The sequence below is a fragment of the Arthrobacter sp. KNU-44 genome (assembly GCF_051843155.1).
In the GTDB taxonomy this organism is placed as follows: domain Bacteria; phylum Actinomycetota; class Actinomycetes; order Actinomycetales; family Micrococcaceae; genus Arthrobacter.
Genome location: NZ_JBPXNG010000002.1, coordinates 4,633,171 through 4,650,295, shown reverse-complemented (window position 1 = coordinate 4,650,295; position 17,125 = coordinate 4,633,171). Strand labels below are relative to the sequence as shown.

Below are 17,125 nucleotides of genomic sequence, written 5' to 3'. Positions count from 1 at the left end.
ATTGCCTCCTGGTATTTGTTTTTCCTAATATGAATAGGACACCCGCGCTAGACTGAAGTCAATAGGTTTACCTAATGTGCGTAGGAGAATGATGATGAAGTCCCAGCAGCCGGCTGCACCGCCTCGGGAGCCAGCGCCTGCGCGGCGACAGGACCGGCGCGCCCGCAGGCATCAGGACACGCGCAGTGAAATCCTGAGCGCTGCGTGGGAAAACGTCCGGAAGCGAGGAGTCGCCGCCCTGTCGCTGCGCGAAGTCGCCGACGAGGTCGGCATGCGCCCGCCGTCGCTCTACGTCTACTTTCCCGGAAAGGCGGCCATCTACGATGCGATGTTCGACCAGGCGGCCCGGGAATTCCTGACAGTTGTTCTCCAGTCCGGCCCTTCAGGAGCCCCCCGGGCCACGCTTCTGGCAGCGGCACGGATGTTCTTCGATTTTTGCACCGCCGACATTGCCCGCTACCAGTTACTGTTCGAACGCCCCGTCCCGGGCTTTAGGCCGAGTCCGGAATCCTACTCCAGCGCCGTCCGCGCCCTCGAGGAGGCCTCCGCCTTCCTCGCCGGCGTCGGAGCCGACACGCCCGATGCTGTCGACCTCTGGACAGCGCTCATCACTGGTCTGGTCAGCCAACAGCTCTCCAACGACCCGGGAGGAGACCGCTGGCGGCAACTTCTTGGGGATGCCGTCGACATGTTCCTTGCGCACATCACCCGGCACTACCCGCAGGCTGGCGAGGAAGATGGACCTGATCCTGGTCTGCGTTGAGCCGGAACCGTTTGCGAACTCAACCGTCCCGTTTCAACCGCTAGACGCCCGTAGGTGGCCCGGACAATTCCCAGACCTGGCCGACACTCGATATTCGACGGCCCAGGCGGTAATCCACCTCCCTAACTACCGATGCCGATCGACCGGCTTGGGGGACGGCCTCTGACCGTCGGGGCGGGGTAATGGGATGAGGAGTCCGATCACGACAAATGCGAGCAGGCGGCTATGGGCCTACGTTCACTCCCTGCAGGCGCGGCCCGGCACGGCGGCCGAGGGGTGGTGTGCGCAGAAAAGCGGTACCACCCCTCAGTCGGGGCTAGCGCCCGTCCTCGATTGAAGCCAGGAATGTGGTCAGTCCTTCGACGACGAGGTCGTGGTCGGCTTTTTGCGGGAGCCCCGAGACCGTGACGGTGGCAATGTGTCCGGTGCCTTTGACGAATATCGGGAAGGCCCCTCCGTGGGAGGCGTAGCGCATCTCGTCGAACCATCCGTTGTCTTCGAGTCTGCCTCCGCCGAGCCGGCCTTTGAGCCCGACCAGCAGGGATGGTTCGGCGTACCGCTCAGTTGTTCTGCTCTTTCTCTGGACCCAAAGCTCGTTGTCGGGCGTCGCGCCGGGGAGGGAGACGTGGAAGAGGACGTGTCCGTTTCGGCGGATGTCGATGGCGACCGGGAGGTTCCGCCGGGTGGCGAGCTTTACCAGCAACAGACCCAGGGCCAGGGCGTCAGCTTGGTCGAAGCTGTGCAGGTGCAGGTCGCTGACTTCGTTTTCGAGGCGTTTGATCAGCGCTTTCAGTGCGGCTTCGGGCTGTTCGGCACGGGAGTCCGGGTCGAATTCCTGCTCGGAGGCGACGACAGTGTCTTGGACCATGATGGGTTGTTCCTCTCTGTTGGAACGGTTTGCCGCCCTCGCAGCAGCGCTGCCCCGGGTGTGCCTATGTGCGGGTGCGCCAGGTCGCGGTTGAGGACCGGATCTTGAGCTGCGGCTCGATGAGGGTCAGTTGGGTGGGGATGTCCGCATTGCCATCAGCCAGGCGGGTCATGAGCATCTCGGCGCCTTTCGCGCCGACCTGTTGCGGGAATCCCGCCACGGACGTCAGAGGAGGGACTTGGCCGGCGGCGATGCGGGTGTCATCAAAGGATGCGACGGCGATGTCGCGACCAGGTTCGAGGCCACGCCGGCGCATTTCGTCGTAGATTCCTTGGGCGACGATGTCGTTGTACGCGACGATCGCGTCCGGAAGCCTGCCCAGGTCAAAGAGCCGGGCGACGGCGGCCGAGCCACCCTCGGGGGTGATGGGGCTGCGCAATGCATCCGGGCTCCAAACTTCGCAACCGTTAAGTTCCAGTGACTTGCGGAGTCCTTCTTCCCGTTCCGTCAGGGAGGAAGCGCTGCGGCCTCCGAGGAAAGCGACAGTTCTGCAGCCCAAAGCGGCCAGGTGCTCCCCGAGTAGCGTGGCGCCCTTGACGTTGTTGCTGCCGACGTAGTCGAATCCAGGGAATCGCCGGGCGAGCAGTGCGAGCGGGACTCCTGCCGCGTTGACCTGTTTGGCGAGCTTTTCGGGGTCGGTGTCCGGGGCCGGGAGCAGCAGGAGCCCATCGACCTGCCGTTCGATCATGGAGGCGATGATTTCGTGTTGACGGTCGGCAAGGTCACGGCTGTAGCCGATGAAGATCGTGTATCCGGCGTCGTGGGTGATCTCGTCGACGGCCATCGCAAGCTCGGCGAAGTAAGGGTTGATGATCTCGGTGACGACCAATCCGATGGTCATGGACCGGCTTTGCCTCAGGTTCGCGGCAGACCGGTTGTATACATAGCCGAGTTGATCCATGGCCTCGCGCACTTTGGCGGCCGTGCTCTCCGGGATGCGCGAGCTGCCCCGAACAACAAGGGACGCGGTCGATTTTGAGACTCCGGCGGCTTTGCTGACGTCTTCGAGGGTGATGCGCGGGGTCATTCCAGATTCCTGCCGGTGAGGTCGATAGGCGGGATAGCGGTGCTGCCCGCCTATCGACCTTACCAATCCGCGGTCTAGGAACCTTGTAGCTGCACGGCGTGCTTTTCGTGGATTGCGTCCCGGGGGTCCTCCAGGCTTCGGCCTTTGGTTTCGGGGACTGCGAAGGTGGCTGCGACGGTAATGGCCGTCAGGAGTGCCAGGTATCCGGCGATGGGGAGCCAGGCTCCAGCGCCTGCCCCATGGACCGTGCTTCCGCCTTCGGCGGTGACCGCGAGTGCCATCAGCCAGGCGCCAATCAGGGGAGCGATGCCTCCGGCGATGACAGCCGAGGCCTCCCTCGCTACCGAGACACCTAGGTAACGCTGCCGGGAGCCGAAGAGTTCGCACATGAGCGCGCTCTGCGCACCGAACATTCCCCATGTGCCAACGCCGAGTCCGATGGAGACCACGACGATGGTCAGCACGGTGTCACCGAAGCTCAGCGCGTACCAGATCGGGAATGCGGCCAGTAGTTGGAAGATGGCGAAGGCACGGTAGGTGCGGACACGGCCGTATTTGTCGGTCAGCCAGCCGGCGAGGGGCACGACGGCGGCGCCCACCGCGGCAGCGAAGACGAGGGAGAGTGCCCCGATGGGTCCCTTCATGCCGATCGCGGCACTCGAAACGTACGCAATCGCAAGTGCCTGGTAGATGGACGAGCCGCCGTTTTCGGCCATGCGCAGTCCGATTCCCAGCAGAAGCGTCTTCCCGGAGCGGTTGATGAGGGTCCTGAGGGGCTTTTCGGTGACCTGCTCGTGCGGTTCCAGCTTGGCGAAGGTGGGGGATTCCTTGAGGCGCAGCCGGATGTAGATGGCGACGCCGAGGATCACGACGCTGGCGAGGAACGGTACCCGCCACAGCCACGTGTCGGTGATTTTGATGGCCTGGTTGGTGTTCAACAGCAGGAAGTACACGAGCGCCGCGGCGACGGTGCCCATTTGGACGCCCAGGAAGGGCAGGGAGGCGACGAAGCCGCGTCGGCGTGCGGGAGCGTATTCGGTCATCAGGATGGACGCCCCGGCCATTTCAGCCCCGGCCCCCAGGCCCTGCATCAGGCGCAACACGATGAGCAGGATCGGTGCCAGGATTCCAGCGCCGGTGCCGTACCAGTCGCCGGCCGAGCCGTTGTAGGTGGGCAGGACGCCGATGAGAGTGCTGGCCCCTCCCATGAGGAGGACGGTGGTGAGCAGCACGAACTTCCGCCCAAGCCGGTCGCCGAGGCGGCCGAAGACGACACCGCCGAGCGGCCTGATGGCAAAGCCGAGGAAGTAGGTGCCGAAGCTGAGGATCAGGCCGGTCGCGGGGTTGTTCCCGGGGAAGAACAGCGGGCTGAACACCAGGGCGGAGGCCAGGCTGTACAGGGCGAAGTCGTAGTATTCCAGGGCGCTGCCGAGCGAGCTCGCCCAGGCTGCCCTGGCGAGGTCCCTGGTCGAAATACTGGCGGCTGGCGCCTGCGGGTGGGTTGTTGGGGGATTAAGGCTCACGACGGAGTGCACCTAACTGTGGGGTGGGATGTGGTTGATGAACGGAACCTGTTCGGGGCTTGAGGTCCTTGAGGATGGTGTCCGCGACGCGCAGTGCGTTGGCTGCGATGGTCAGGGCCGGGTTGAGGGCTGCCGAGGAGGGGAAGAAGGAGCTGTCGACGATCCAGAGGTTGTCCAGATCGTGTGCCCTGCAGTCAGGGTTGAGGACACTCGTGCGGGGGTCGTCGCCGGCGACGGCCGTGCCGCATTGATGGGAGTTGGTCTCGATGCCCATGCGTTCGGTGAAGATCAGCGGGTAACCTGCCTTGCGGACGGCCCGGCGGACGCGCCGCACCAGCTCTGCATGCGGCTCAAGGTTGTTCGGCTCCCACCACACGTGGATCTTGCCATCGACGACGCTGATACCGTTGCTTCGCCGCGGCAGGTCTTCGGTGGTGAGGTAGATGTCGATGCTGCGGTCCGATACCGCCTTCAGCATCGGGGTGGGCGCCCAGCTGCGGGCCATTTTCAGCATGCTCGCCCGCAGCTTCCCGAGCATCTGCAGGTTGCCCAGCGGGTACGGGGTGGTGGGACCGGCCTCATACCAATCGTTGAGACCGAGGGTCTTCTGCCACAGGGTTCGGTTGATCTTGAACGGGTTGACTCCGATGAAGAAGGTGCTGTTGTGGACCATGTAGTTCCTGCCCACAAGCCCTGAGGAATTTGCCAGTCCTCCCGGATGTTCAGTGGTCACGGAACCCAACAGCACGGCCGCGGAGTTGACTGCCCCGGCAGCGAGAATGAACCTGGCGGCCTCGATGCGGATGACTTGGTCGTTGCGTTCTGCCAAGGCGGCGACGATCGTGCGTCCGTCGGCCCCGAGAACCAGCCGGGTGACCTTGGTGTCAGTCATCAGCGCGACGCCGGCTTCCACCGCGGGATCGATAGCGATCTTCTCGGCGTCGGACTTCAGTCCCGCTTCATTCGGCGCGCCGTCGCTCGTGGCGCACAAAGCACGCTTCTCCGGAGTGTCAGCGTCGAGCCCGTTAGCCATCCTGAAGGGATGGAGCCCTTGGCTCCGCAGGGAATCCGCCAGACTCTGAATGGCGGGTTCGTGGTCAAGCGCAGGATACGGATAGCCCTCGGAGTGAACCGGTTCGGTGGGATCTTCGCCGATCTGGCCCCGGACCTTGAAGAGCTTTTCGGCCCGCGCGTAATACGGTTCAAGGTCCGCATAGCTGAAAGGCCACGCAGGAGACACACCGTCTGCATGCCGGGTTTCCTCGAAGTCGCTGGCACGGAACCTCGGCAGGCAGGCGCCGTAGACCTTCGTGTTGCCTCCGACCCAGTAATAGACGCCGGGTTTGAAGGATTCGCCGGTGCGACCATTGAACCAGGCCTCGGCATTCTTGTAGCGGCCCTTGAGATAGACCTCGTCCAGATCGGAGTTTTGCGGCTCAGCTGGCAGGCGGCGGCCACGTTCGATCAGCAGGACCTTGGCACCGGAGTCCTTCAGGGCGTAGGCCATGGTGCCGCCGCCCATGCCGGATCCGATGATGGCGATGTCGGTACGGATCACCTCGTCCGGGGACGCCGGTTCTGCCGGTGTCCCCGGACGAGGTGCCTCGTCGATGGTTTGCCAGGACACGGTGCTTACCGGCCCTGCCGTGCCTCGGCGTACTGCTGGATCTGGTCCACGGTGTCCAGGAACCAGTAATCACCCCACATGACGGATTCGTCGACGCCCAGGTCCTTGCCTTCGTGGTAGCTGCCGTGCTTGAGTACGCCTTCCCAGCCCTCGTCCGGACTGGCCAGGAAGTCGTCCTCGCTCAGCCGCTGCAGGATGTTCACCGCGTAGTCGGCATAGATTGTGGCTTTGGTGGCGTCCTGGACGAGGCCTGCGAGCTGCCAGAAACCGCCTGCCGCCGCGGCTGCTGCGGAGGTCTCGTAGGGGCGGACGGGGTTGGGTTCTTCCCAGTCGTTCGGCGGCACGAGGCGGTCGCCGGTCTTTTCGAGGTAGAAGTCGGCTGCGGCGATGGCGGTTTCGAGGAAGCGGCGGTCGCCCGTGAAGCGGTAAACGGTGCCGAAACCATAGAGGGCCCAGGCCTGCCCGCGTGCCCAGGAGCCGTCGTCGGAGTAGCCCTGTTGGGTGGTCTGCTTCAGGAACGCGCCGGTTTCGACGTCGAACATGCCTTCGTGGGAAGCGGAACCGTCGCCGCGCATCAGGAAGCGCCGGGTGGTAAGGCAGTGGTCAACGGCTTTGCGGGCCATGTCCTGGTCGCCGGTTTGCTGGGCCGCGTAGAGGGCCATGTGGATGTTCATCATGATGTCGATGAACAGGCTGTCTGGCTGGCGGAAGCTGGGCATGTACTTTCCGGCTTCGCGGTAGCGGCTTGCGGTGGTGCGTCCGGCCTCGACCACAACGTCGCGCTTGGTGGTGTCACCGGTGGCTTCGAACCAGCGACGGTACGTGGACCAGAACAGGAATCCGAGGTCGTGGACGGTGTCATCGCTCTTTCGTTCTTCGATGAGTTTGGAGTAGTGCTCGGCTGCGGCGCGGAAGCGTGCCTGGTCTGCTTCGTCGGCGCGGCGGGAGAGCATCCAGAGCTGGCCGCCGAGGAAGCCTTCGCACCAGTTGGTCCAGGCTTCACCGTCCACCACCCACTTGCCTTCCTCGGTGTAGAGCGGAAACCGGTCAGGGTGGGCGGTGATGAGTCCGGTCAGTTTGGTTGAGGCGGTTTTCCAGGCTTTGGCTGCGGCCTCGGCGAACTCTGCGGGGACTTCGTAGCCTGTCGGGAGCGTGAGCGGCAGGATGGCGGGCAGCACAGCGGGTGCGTGCGATGGTGCCGTGGAGGTGGTGGCGGTCATGTTCGTTTCCTTTGGACGGTTCTGGGGGTCAGTCGCGTGGCGCGTCGGGGGCGTCGACCCACCGGGTGTGCCGGGTGCCGACCTGCAACTGGATGGTCTTGAGTTCGCTGAATTCGGCGAGGGCCTGGCGGCCGAGCTCACGCCCGATCCCGCTCTGGCCGTAACCGCCGAACGGCACTTCGGGGTAGCCGTCCATCCAGCGGTTGACCCAGACGGTTCCGGCCCGGAGGTCGCGGGCAGCCGTGAGGGCCTCGTTGATGTCGTTGCTCCAGATCCCGGCGGACAGCCCGAACGAGGTGGAGTTCGCGATGCCAATCGCTTCCTCGAGCGTGTCGTAGGGCAGTACGGAAAGGACAGGGCCGAAGATTTCATCGGTGGCGATGGACATCTGTGCCGTGACGTCCGTGAAGACGGTGGGCTGGTAGAAACGGCCGTCCAGGCCGGTGTCGAGGCGACCGCCGCCAGTGAGCAGGTGGGCCCCGGCTGCGCGGCCCTCGGCCACATAGCGTTCGACGACGGCGAGCTGCGCATCGTTGACGAGGGAGCCTACCAGCGTGTCCGACTTGAGCGGATCGCCCACGCGCATGTGCCGTGCCCGTTCGACGACGGCGGCGGCGAACTCGTCGGCGATGGAACGGTGCACGATGAGGCGGCTGCCGGAGTTGCAGCACTGCCCCACGTTGAAGTACCCGCCGAACACGCCCGCGTCCACCGCGGCCGTGAAGTCGGCGTTGGGCGTGATGATCTGCGGGTTCTTACCGCCCAGTTCGAGTTCGACCTTCTTCAGGTCCCGGCCGGCCGTGGCGGCGATGCTCTTGCCGACACCCGTTGAGCCCGTGAAGCTGACCATGTCGATGCCGGGGTGTTCGGCGATGGCCGAACCCACCACACGGTCGCCGGTGACGATGTTCACGACGCCTGCGGGGAAGCCGGCTTCGCGGATGAGGCGGCCCAGCATCACGGTGGTGGCGGAGGTGCTTTCGCTCGGCTTGATGACGGCGGTGTTTCCGGCGGCGAGGGCGAACGGGAGCTTCTGGCTGATGATCAGCAGAGGGAAGTTCCATGGCGTGATCATCCCGACGACGCCGATCGGTTCGTGGACCACGAGCGCCAGGGTGTCGGGCCCCAGGGCGTTGTGGGCGTCACCCTGGGTGTTCCGGGCCAGGCTGGCGGCGTATTCCCACAACTCGGCGGTGCCGGCGACTTCGTTGCGGGACTGGGTGATGGGCTTGCCTGTTTCGAGGGTTTCCGCCAATGCCAGTTCTTCCGCGTCGCGGCGGACAAGGTCGGCGACTTTCAGCAGCAGCTTGGAGCGCTCGGACCCGCTGGACTTCCGCCAGCCGCCCTCCAGCGCCTTTCGTGCAGCGAGAACGGCACGGTCGACGTCGTCCTTCCCGCCTTGGGGGAATGAGGTCACCTCGACCTCGTGTGCCGGGCTCAGCCGCGTGAAGGTCTCGCCGCTGCGGGCCTGGACGTCTTCACCGTCGATGATCATCGGCCGGTAGGTGGGCTCGACGTCGTCGAGCGTGTAGTTCCTGGTTTCCATTTCGGGTGTCCTTAGAAGATGTTGTGGGTGTCCGGCTCGTGGTGTCAGTTGTCCGTGAAGTGCGCGGCGCGCTTTTCCCGGAAGGCTGCGACACCCTCGGCCAGGTCGTCGGTGGCGGCCGCAAGGCCGCCGGCCAGCGCCTCGAGCACGCGGGACGGAGCGCCGTCGGCAGCCGCGTCGATGAGTTGCTTGCCCAGTTGCACGGCCAGCGGGGCTCCGGCCAGCAAGTCATCGCTGAGCTTTGCGACCGCCTGTTCAAGCTCCGTTTGGGGCGCGACGGCGGTGGCCAGGCCCCAGCCGACGGCTTCCTCCCCCGAGAGTTGCCTGCGGGTCAGGACAAGTTCCTTGGCCCGTGCCCGGCCCACCAGCTCCGTGGCGCGTTCGGTGCCACCCCAGCCGGGTACGGTGCCGAGTCCGGTTTCGGGAAGGGCAACGCGTGCTTCGGCGGCAATGACGCGGAAGTCGCAGGCCAGGGCCAGTTCCAGCCCGCCGCCGAACGCGAGGCCGTCGACGACGGCGATACTGGGCTGGCGTAGTCCGGCGAGGGCATCGAAGGCCCGGTGGCCGGTGGCGATCCAGTCCCGCCACATGCCGGCGGCGGAGAGATCGGCGAAGTGGTTGATGTCCGCGCCGACGCAGAAGACCTTCTTACCGCCAGTGCGGACGATGACGAGCCGGGCTGTGGAGGCGGCGACTTCGCGGGTTGCCGCGGCGAGGTCCTCCAAAAGGCCCAGGGTAAGTGCGTTGAGCTTGGCGGAGCGGTCGATCAGGATCGTCGCGGTGTACCGGTCAGCCGAGTACTCCACGGTCACCTGTTCGGTGGCCTCTTTCGTGGCCGGTGCTGTTTCGGTGCTCATGGCTGCTCCTTTCGCTGGCCACCGAGTTCGCCGGCCAGGTGCTCGGCGGCGCGCATGACGATAGCCCAGATGGTCAGGGTGGGGTTGATGCCGGGGCAGCTGGGGAACGCCGCACCGGAGTACATGTAGAGGTTGGGGGTGTCGTGGACCGCGAGGTGCTCGTCCAGGGCCGAACCGGCAGGGTCGTGGCCGAAGCGGGCACCGCCGAGGTCGTGGCTGGAGCCGACCCCAGTGAAGTAGGGGCCTTGCCAGGTCTTGGTTGCTCCCATATCTTTCAGGAGTCCGGTTGCGCGGTCTGCCATCCAGGCGGCCAGACGGCGCTCATTCTCGCGCAGCCTGTACGTCACCCGGACCAAAGGCATGCCGAGTCCGGAGGAGTCCCGGTGCCGTGGGTCGATTTCCAGGCGGTGCGAGGCGTAGGGCAAGGCGTCGGGCTGGATTCGGATGACCCCTTGCTGGGACCAGAGCTTCAAATGGTCACGGTAGCCGGCGCCCCAGCGGCGGACGTCCCCAGGGAGGGTTTCGCGCGCGATCTGCAGGGGCAGGGCCTGCTGTTCGGCGCCGAGGGTGGCGCCGCCGATGAAGCCGTGGTCCAGGGACCTGAATTCGGGGGAGAGGTAGTCGTCCAGGACCACGCCCTGGGCGGCAGGGCCGGTGTGGCGATTGAATTCGATACCCGGGAAGAGGGCATCCACGTGGCCGAACATCTTGGTCATGTAATGCAGCCCCAATTGGCCGGTGTTGTTGCCGAGGCCGTTTTCGTGACGGGAGTCGGCCGAAAGGAACATCAGGCGCAGGTTTTCGTAGGTGTAGGCAGAGAGAATGACGGCCCGGGCGTACTGGCGGCGGACCCTGCCCAGGGGATCGACCCACTCGACGCCGCGGGCGGCACCTGACTCATCCATGATGATCCGGGTGACACGGGAGTGGGTGCGCAGTTCGAAGTTGCCGGTGGCGATGGCGGCGGGCACCGGGCCTAGGCCCGGGTGCCAGCGGTCGCCGCGGAAGGATCCAAGGCCGTTGTTCCACGCACTGTAACCGGTGGCAGCCCTGCCGCCGTAGGACTCAGTGGTGAATCCGACGGGAACGGGGTGCGGGTGCAGTCCGGCGGCGCGGGTGGTTTCGCTGAACTTGTTGCCCAGGATGAACGGCCGGGTGGGCGGCAGCGGGAGGGGCTTGCTGCGCCGGACGAAGGGGTTGGATTCGTCGCCGGCGATGCCGATCAGGTGTTCGAGCTTTGTGTAGAAGGGTTCCAGATCTTCGTAACTGACCGGCCAGTCGGCCAGGGTGCAGTCTTCGGGGAGCGCTTCCGGTCCGTAGAGGCCGTCGTAGTGGCTCTTGGGGGCGAATTGCCAGGGGTGGAAGCGCCGTAGCCAGGATCCGTAGTGTCCTGCAGAGCCGCCAACGCCGTTGACCATCCGGCCCAGGGAGAAGGTGGCTTCGCGGGTGCCTTCCTCTTCCGCGGTTTCGCGCCAGCGGGGGGTCTCCTGCTGGAACTTCGGTCCCAGGCCGCCGCGCGTGTAGTAGGCGTGTTCGAGTTCGTCGGGGAGGAATTCGTCCAGGGGACGGAACGGTCCGGCTTCCAGGCCCACCACGCTCAGGCCGGCCTCGGCGAAGACCTGGGCGCTCAGCCCGCCCATGGCGCCGACGCCGACGAGCAGAACGTCGACCTCGTCCGTCATCTGCGGGTTGACAGCGTTTTCGTAGCCGAGCTGCTTGAGCTTGTGTCCTTCGGTGTCGCGGGGGATTTCCTGCATGGCGTCCGCGAGGGTCTTGATGACACCGCCCTTGGTCACGTGCTCGGTGCTGAGGTTTTCCTCGGCGGAGTTTTCCAACCAGACGCCGGGGTGCTTGAGGAACTTCCAGCCGACACCGTCCTTGTTTCCGCCGTGGGCAGGATCCGCGAAAAGGCCTTCCTGCAAGTGCGCGACGACCAGGCCGAAGAGCTCCTGCTGTTCCTTCGCAGGAAGCTGATCGGTCAGTTCGCCTTGTTCGAGCAAGACCAGCACGTCGGTGCGTTCATCCATTGTGAGCGCGGCGAAGTTCCGGCCGTGCTTGTCCTCCGCGTACCGGTCCAAGGCACCAAAGAGCCATTGGTACCGGGGCAGTTCCTTCCGTCCGTAGCCTTCCAGGGTCAGATCCAGATAGGTGGTGACTCCGGCGTCGCGGACGTCGGGGCTTTCCCCGTCGGAAGGGAACATGGCTTCGAACAGCGCGTCGGCAAGTTCGGTTTCGTAGGGGGTAAGAATGCGGAAGCTTTTCATCGCGGGAGTCCTTTCAAGTGTTTCGGCCGTGCGTCAGTGCGCGGCCAGTGAAGGGGTGCGCTGTTCGATCCGCTCGTGCAGCGGCAGCGTCGGGAGGTGGATGCCGACCGGTGCGTCGGCAAAGAGGGCGAGGTCCATGGTCCGTAGATTGTCGGAGACGATCAGCGGGAACTCGCTGCGGTCCAGGACGTCCTTTTGGAGGTCCACGCCGGGGGCGATTTCGGTGACGACGAGTCCTTTGCTGGTGAGCTCCAGCACTGCGCGCTCGGTGATGTATTTGACCTTCTGGCCGCGCGCCAAGGCACGGGGTCCGGAGAAGGTGATGGCCGAAACGTCGTTGACGAGCTTGGTGAAGGGGCCATCGGCGCGGATGTCCAAGCCGTCCCCGCCGGCCACGATGTCGCGGCGTCCGGCGGTGAAGGCGCCCATGAAGATGATCTCGGGAGCCGAGGAGGTGATGTCGGCGAAGCCGCCGACGCCCGCGGTGACGTGGCGCTTCTTGGGCAAGTGGTGGACGTTGACATTGCCGAGCCGGTCGATCTCCAGGAAGGACAGCAAAGAGCGGTGGAAGCCGCCGCCTTGCAGGAGGGTGAATTGGTCGATGCTGGGCATGATTGCGTCAGGGTTCTGGGCGCATCCGAACGCGAAGTCCAGCAGGGGGATTCCGCCCACGGCGCCCTGTTCGATGACCCAGCTGACTTCCCGTCCCTGGTCTTCTTCGACGAGGATGTGCGGAACGAGGGCGGAGACGCCGAAGCCGAGGTTGACGATCTCGCCGGCCCTGAGTTCCTGGGCGGCGCGACGTGCGGTGATCTTCTCGATGGAGAAGGCGACGTGGGGGAGCGAGCTCAGGGGCCTGCGCAGTTGCCCCGAGATGGCGGGGTCGTTCGCTGTCAGGGTGGTCTGGAGCTGGTCCTCGGCGATGACAATGGCGTCCACGAGGATCCCGGGAACTTTCACGTGCTGGGGGTGCAGGCTTCCTGCTTCCGCCAGGCGTTTGACCTGGGCGATAACGACGCCACCGTTGTTGTGGGCAGCGTAGGCAAGGTCCAGGGCCCCGAGGGGTGATCCTTCGTCTTCGAAGGTGAGGTTGCCGTATTCATCGGCGGTGGTGGCGCGAATGATAGCGACGTTGGGGATGACTGAGGGGAAGAACAGCCATTCCTGCCCGGCCAGTGTAGTTGTCTCGACGTGTGCGGCCTGGGTGGTGTTGTTCATCCGTCCGCCTTGAAGGCGGGGATCGATGAAGGTGTCCAGGCCTACCTGCGTGAAGACGCCCGGTTGTTTCGCTGCCGCGGTGCGGTGCATCTGGTAGATGACGCCCGAGGGGAAGTTGTAGGCCTCCACTTCCTCCCGTTCGATCATCTGCCAGATCAGGGGGGGCTCCGCGCTGGAGGGACCGGACGGGTAGGACCCGGCAATGACTTTGCGTAGAAGACCGGGGCGGGCGATGTGGTCGATGCCTTTGACGCCGTACATGTCGCCTGCGGCAATGGGATGCACGGATGTGAGGTTCGTCGGGTGGGAGGTTTCCTCGAACCGCTGGCCGATCCCGGCCAGGACGCTATCCGGGCACCCGAGGGCGCTGGAGGAACTGACGGTGATGACGTCGTCGTCGTTGATGAGCTCCGCTGCTTCGCGGGCCGTGAGGATCTGTACCTTCTGCATGGTGTTCTTTCTGGGGTCTTAGTTGATGTGGACGGTGCGTCCGGTGTTTGCGGATTCCTGGGCTGCGAGGGCGACTTTGAGGGCCAGCAGCCCGTCCTTGCCGCTCGCCGTCGGGATGCCCGTGCCCTGGACGGCGGACGTGAAGGCACGCAGGTTGATGACATAAAGATCCTCGGTGCAGTCGACGTCGATGGTTTGGCTTCCTGACTTGGTGGTCAGGACCAGTTGGCCTTCGGTGTCCTGTGTCATGGCGTCGGTGACAATGAGGGTGCCGTCGGTGCCGTGGACTTCCAGGGAAGTCTTCGCGTATCCGACCGTGAAGGAATCATGGGTCTGGGCGAGGACGGTAGGCTGGCCGTCCCGCTCGTACCGGATCACGGTCATGGCGGCGTCTTCCTGGCCGCCCGTGTTCCAGGCTGCTTGCTGGACGGCGACGGCGCTGACCGCCACCGGAGTGCCGAGCAGCGGGTTGAGGACCGAGGCGTCGTGGCAGGTGATGTCCAGGATTACTCCGCTTCCGGGGGTGCCTTGCCCGAGCCGCCAGCCGCGAAGGCGTTCCGGCAGGAGGACGGCGTGGGCAACCTTTGCCGAGAGGACGGAACCGATGGTTCCGGCGCTCACGAGCTCGCGGACTTTGGCGTGCAGCGGGCTGCCTGGCAGGTGGTGGTTCGCAGCCAGGATCAGGTCCTGTTGCTCCGCCAAATCCACCATCGCCGTTGCGTCGTCGACGTTCAGGGCCAGTGGTTTCTCGCACAGCACGTGCTTGCCGGCCCGAAGTGCCTTGGTGGCCTGGTCGAAATGCTTGTCGTTGGTGGAGGAGATGTAGACCGCGTCAATGTCCCAGCCCAGGAGCTCGTCCAGAGCGGTGGTGACATTGGGCATTCCGTGGCTGGCCGCGAAGTCCCGCGCCCGGTCTCCGGATCCGCTGTAGATCCCGACGGCGTCGCCTCCACTTGCGCGGATGGCGCCGATGACCCGGGTCGCAGCGATGTCGCTGGCGCCGATGAGGCCCCATTTCAGTGCTGGCATTGGTTTCTCCTTAGGTTCTAGGTCGCCATTGGGCGGTGGAAGCGCGGATCTTCAGCGCCGGTTCGATGAGGGATCGTTGGGGATCCAGCGAAGAGTCCCTTATGCGGTTCAACAGCATCTCCGCTGCTTTGCGGGCGATGAGTTCCGGGTAGGTGGCCACGGAAGTCAGCGGCGGGAGCAGCAGTTCGGCCATGGCGATGTCGTCGAAGCTCGCCACGGACACATCCCGTCCCGGTTCCAGGTTCCGCCGGCGCAGCTCGGCATAGATCCCGAGCGCCACCGCGTCGCTGTAGGCGATGATGCAGTCCGGCCAGATCCCCTGGTCAAGCACCCGGGCCACGCCCTCGGACCCGCCGGCAGCATTGTTCGTGGTGGTAGCGGCGGACAACGATGCGTCGAAAGCCACGCTGCTTCCCGCAAAGCCGGTTTCCAGGCCCTGGATCCGTTCGGTACGCGCCGAAGAATGTTCAGGGCCCCCAATCAGCACCGCCGACGCGGCGCCGAGGGAGGACACGTGCCTGGCCAGCTGCTGCCCGGCCACAATGTTGTCCGGGCCGACGTAGTCCATTTCTTCGGAAAAGTAGCGCGCCAGCTGCAGGACCGGTACCGAGGAGCGGTCAACGATCTGGCAGACCGGGGCCAGCTCGGTTCCCTCAGCGGGGAGGAGAAAGATTCCATCGACTTGTTGCTGGACCATCGTCTCGAGCTGGGTGGCTTGCCGTTCGACGTCATCCCGGCTGTAGCCGACCAGTAGCGTGTAGCCGGCTTCATGCGCGGCTTCCTCGATGGTCATGGTGAGCCCGGCAAAGTAGGGGTTGCGGATGTCCGTCACGATCAGTCCGAGAGTCATGGACTGGCTGCGGCGCATGTTGGCCGCGTGCCGGTTATAGACGTAGCCCAGCTCTGCCATCGCCAGCCGGACGCGGTCCGAGGTCGCTTCCGGAATGCGGGAACTCCCTCTCAGCACCAGCGAAGCGGTAGATCGAGATACTCCAGCCGCTCGGCTGACATCGTTCAGGGTCACTTTATTCATCAATCCGCACCTCCTTTCGTGCTTGGTCTCACATTTCTATCACGTTTCTATGTGCAACGATAGATCGATCTACTGAAAATCTACCGCCGATAATCTGCACAAATTCGCGGTGGACGGTGTCCTACCATCATCGGAATCCGCCGACCTAGGTCGCCGTGCGCGACTTGCGAACAAAAGTATTGCATCGATCTACTTAAATATGTAACCTGAACCACAACGCAGGCTGAAGCCGGCCTTGTCCGGCGTCTGACAACCCAAAGGAGAGTAGTCATGCGTTCTTCCAACAAACTCAAGATCTCACTGGCCGCAACGGCCGCGGCAAGCCTCATCGCCGTCACCGGATGCGCCGCCAACACTCCCGCCGGAAGCTCGAGCGGGGCCGGCACCGACAAACTCGAGATCACGTCCTGGTGGACTTCCGGTTCAGAGGCGGACGCGCTCAATGTGCTCATTGACGGGGTGAAAAAGGCCTCGCCTGGCCTTTCTGTCGACAACGCCGCAGTGTCCGGCGGCGGCGGATCCAACGCAAGGCAGGCACTGGCGGCACGACTCCAGGCCGGCAGCCCGCCTGACACGTGGCAAGTGCACCCGGCAGGGCAGCTCAAGAGCTACGTCGATGGGGGCCAGGCCGCCGATTTGACGGCGCTGTGGACAGAGGGGAACTGGGCTTCCCAGATGCCCAAGGACGTCGCCGAAGCACAACAGGTCAACGGCAAGTACTACACGGTCCCCATCGGGGTGCACCGCGGCAATGTTCTATGGACCAATCCCGCAGTGCTCGCCAAGGCAAACGTCACAATCGACCCGGCTGCCGGCGTCGACGGCCTGATCAGCAGCCTCAAGCAGGTCCAAGCAACGGGTGTAACGCCGGTGTGCCTGGGGGACAAGGACATCTTCGCCTCCGCGGAACTGCTGGAGTCCCTCATCATGTCCAGGGCAGGCGCGGATAACTGGAAGAAACTCTTCACCAACCAGTACTCCTTCGACGCCCCCGAAGTGAAACAGGCGCTGGAAGACTACAAAACGATCCTCTCCCTGGCCAACAAGGACCACTCGGCCATCACCTGGGACGAGGCCGCCAAGAAGATGACCAACGGCGCTTGCGCCGTCAACCTCATGGGCGACTGGGCCTACGGAGAACTTCTCAACGCCGGCAAGAAGCCGGGGACGGACTTCGCATGGGTGGTGTTCCCCGGGAAAGAAGACATCTTCGACTACGTCGGGGACGGGTTCTCCATCCCGGCCAGCAACATCCCGCACGCCGATGCGGCAAAGGAGTGGCTGAAGACCTTGATGGATCCAAAGATCCAGACAGCCTTTGCGGCCAAGAAGGGCTCCATCCCAGCCCTGAGCACCGCTGACGTCTCCGGGCTGTCGCCGTACCAGCAATCCGCCGCCAAGAGCTTCAAGTCCGCGGCAGTGGTCTCTTCCCTGGCACACGCGCAAGCAGCCCCGGCTGAGTTCGCCCAGACCTATGCCGACGCCGTCTCCACCTTCAACGGCAGCGGCAACGTTGCCGCCTTCACCGCCAGCATGACGCAGGCGCAGAAGAGCCAGCTGAAGTAGCCGGCACTCCAACCAAGTCGTAACGGGTGTGGCTGCGGGCATCCGCAGCCACACCCCCGGACAGGATCAGTTCA

The 17,125-nt window shown here is 64.7% G+C and carries 13 protein-coding genes; 2 read left to right on the top strand and 11 right to left on the bottom strand.

Features of this window, described 5'->3' with window-relative positions; genetic code table 11:
* The first annotated feature begins 94 nt into the window (after positions 1-94).
* Positions 95-763: a TetR/AcrR family transcriptional regulator gene (locus ACSVHC_RS22820; protein WP_437773804.1), complete on the top strand. Its 669-nt coding sequence runs from the start codon at positions 95-97 to the stop codon at positions 761-763.
* 316 nt (positions 764-1,079) lie between these two features.
* Here the strand turns inward: ACSVHC_RS22820 and ACSVHC_RS22815 are convergent, their stop codons facing one another.
* From ACSVHC_RS22815 to ACSVHC_RS22765, 11 genes are all read right to left on the bottom strand, one after another.
* Entirely contained in the window at positions 1,080-1,631 is a 552-nt protein-coding gene (locus tag ACSVHC_RS22815) for a heme-degrading domain-containing protein (RefSeq protein WP_437773805.1), read from the bottom strand.
* Positions 1,632-1,695: 64 nt separating this feature from the next.
* Positions 1,696-2,718 carry a LacI family DNA-binding transcriptional regulator gene (locus ACSVHC_RS22810; protein ID WP_439181342.1) on the bottom strand — a complete coding sequence of 341 codons (1,023 nt, stop codon included), beginning with the start codon at positions 2,716-2,718 and terminating at the stop codon, positions 1,696-1,698.
* Between the two features lie 74 nt (positions 2,719-2,792).
* Positions 2,793-4,241, bottom strand: a complete 1,449-nt coding sequence (locus ACSVHC_RS22805; RefSeq protein ID WP_439181341.1) for an MFS transporter — start codon at positions 4,239-4,241, stop codon at positions 2,793-2,795.
* Positions 4,231-5,868 carry a GMC oxidoreductase gene (locus ACSVHC_RS22800; RefSeq protein WP_439181340.1) on the bottom strand — a complete coding sequence of 546 codons (1,638 nt, stop codon included), beginning with the start codon at positions 5,866-5,868 and terminating at the stop codon, positions 4,231-4,233. Before ACSVHC_RS22800 ends, ACSVHC_RS22805 begins: the two co-directional genes overlap by 11 nt.
* Positions 5,869-5,873: 5 nt before the next feature.
* On the bottom strand, positions 5,874-7,088 hold the full coding sequence (locus tag ACSVHC_RS22795) for a glycoside hydrolase family 88 protein (RefSeq protein ID WP_439181339.1): 1,215 nt from the start codon (positions 7,086-7,088) through the stop codon (positions 5,874-5,876).
* A gap of 28 nt (positions 7,089-7,116) precedes the next feature.
* Complete coding sequence (locus ACSVHC_RS22790) at positions 7,117-8,634, bottom strand: aldehyde dehydrogenase family protein (protein ID WP_439181337.1); 1,518 nt, start codon at positions 8,632-8,634, stop codon at positions 7,117-7,119.
* Between the two features lie 44 nt (positions 8,635-8,678).
* Positions 8,679-9,491, bottom strand: coding sequence for an enoyl-CoA hydratase/isomerase family protein (locus ACSVHC_RS22785; protein ID WP_439181336.1), 813 nt, complete (start codon positions 9,489-9,491; stop codon positions 8,679-8,681).
* Positions 9,488-11,755, bottom strand: coding sequence for a gluconate 2-dehydrogenase subunit 3 family protein (locus tag ACSVHC_RS22780; RefSeq protein WP_439181335.1), 2,268 nt, complete (start codon positions 11,753-11,755; stop codon positions 9,488-9,490). The genes ACSVHC_RS22785 and ACSVHC_RS22780 overlap by 4 nt, the downstream gene beginning before the upstream one ends.
* 33 nt (positions 11,756-11,788) lie before the next feature.
* Positions 11,789-13,423 carry an acyl CoA:acetate/3-ketoacid CoA transferase gene (locus tag ACSVHC_RS22775; protein WP_439181334.1) on the bottom strand — a complete coding sequence of 545 codons (1,635 nt, stop codon included), beginning with the start codon at positions 13,421-13,423 and terminating at the stop codon, positions 11,789-11,791.
* Between the two features lie 18 nt (positions 13,424-13,441).
* A complete protein-coding gene (locus tag ACSVHC_RS22770; protein WP_439181333.1) occupies positions 13,442-14,452 on the bottom strand; it encodes a Gfo/Idh/MocA family protein in 1,011 nt (336 codons plus the stop codon).
* A 10-nt stretch (positions 14,453-14,462) separates the two neighbouring features.
* The gene (locus ACSVHC_RS22765; protein ID WP_439181332.1) at positions 14,463-15,485 is read right to left on the bottom strand and encodes a LacI family DNA-binding transcriptional regulator; all 1,023 of its coding nucleotides are present in this window, start codon (positions 15,483-15,485) and stop codon (positions 14,463-14,465) included.
* 270 nt (positions 15,486-15,755) lie between these two features.
* Between ACSVHC_RS22765 and ACSVHC_RS22760 the strand changes: the two genes are divergently transcribed.
* Positions 15,756-17,051, top strand: coding sequence for an ABC transporter substrate-binding protein (locus ACSVHC_RS22760; RefSeq protein ID WP_439181331.1), 1,296 nt, complete (start codon positions 15,756-15,758; stop codon positions 17,049-17,051).
* Positions 17,052-17,125 lie beyond the last annotated feature (74 nt).

Excerpts from the sequence above, each read along its gene's own strand:
- ACSVHC_RS22820 (WP_437773804.1), top strand. The coding sequence starts at position 95 with ATGAAGTCCCAGCAGCCGGCTGCACCGCCTCGGGAGCCAGCGCCTGCG.
- ACSVHC_RS22815 (WP_437773805.1), bottom strand. The coding sequence starts at position 1,631 with ATGGTCCAAGACACTGTCGTCGCCTCCGAGCAGGAATTCGACCCGGAC.
- ACSVHC_RS22765 (WP_439181332.1), bottom strand. The coding sequence starts at position 15,485 with ATGAATAAAGTGACCCTGAACGATGTCAGCCGAGCGGCTGGAGTATCT.
- ACSVHC_RS22790 (WP_439181337.1), bottom strand. The coding sequence starts at position 8,634 with ATGGAAACCAGGAACTACACGCTCGACGACGTCGAGCCCACCTACCGG.
- ACSVHC_RS22780 (WP_439181335.1), bottom strand. The coding sequence starts at position 11,755 with ATGAAAAGCTTCCGCATTCTTACCCCCTACGAAACCGAACTTGCCGAC.
- ACSVHC_RS22810 (WP_439181342.1), bottom strand. The coding sequence starts at position 2,718 with ATGACCCCGCGCATCACCCTCGAAGACGTCAGCAAAGCCGCCGGAGTC.
- ACSVHC_RS22770 (WP_439181333.1), bottom strand. The coding sequence starts at position 14,452 with ATGCCAGCACTGAAATGGGGCCTCATCGGCGCCAGCGACATCGCTGCG.
- ACSVHC_RS22775 (WP_439181334.1), bottom strand. The coding sequence starts at position 13,423 with ATGCAGAAGGTACAGATCCTCACGGCCCGCGAAGCAGCGGAGCTCATC.
- ACSVHC_RS22795 (WP_439181339.1), bottom strand. The coding sequence starts at position 7,088 with ATGACCGCCACCACCTCCACGGCACCATCGCACGCACCCGCTGTGCTG.
- ACSVHC_RS22760 (WP_439181331.1), top strand. The coding sequence starts at position 15,756 with ATGCGTTCTTCCAACAAACTCAAGATCTCACTGGCCGCAACGGCCGCG.
- ACSVHC_RS22785 (WP_439181336.1), bottom strand. The coding sequence starts at position 9,491 with ATGAGCACCGAAACAGCACCGGCCACGAAAGAGGCCACCGAACAGGTG.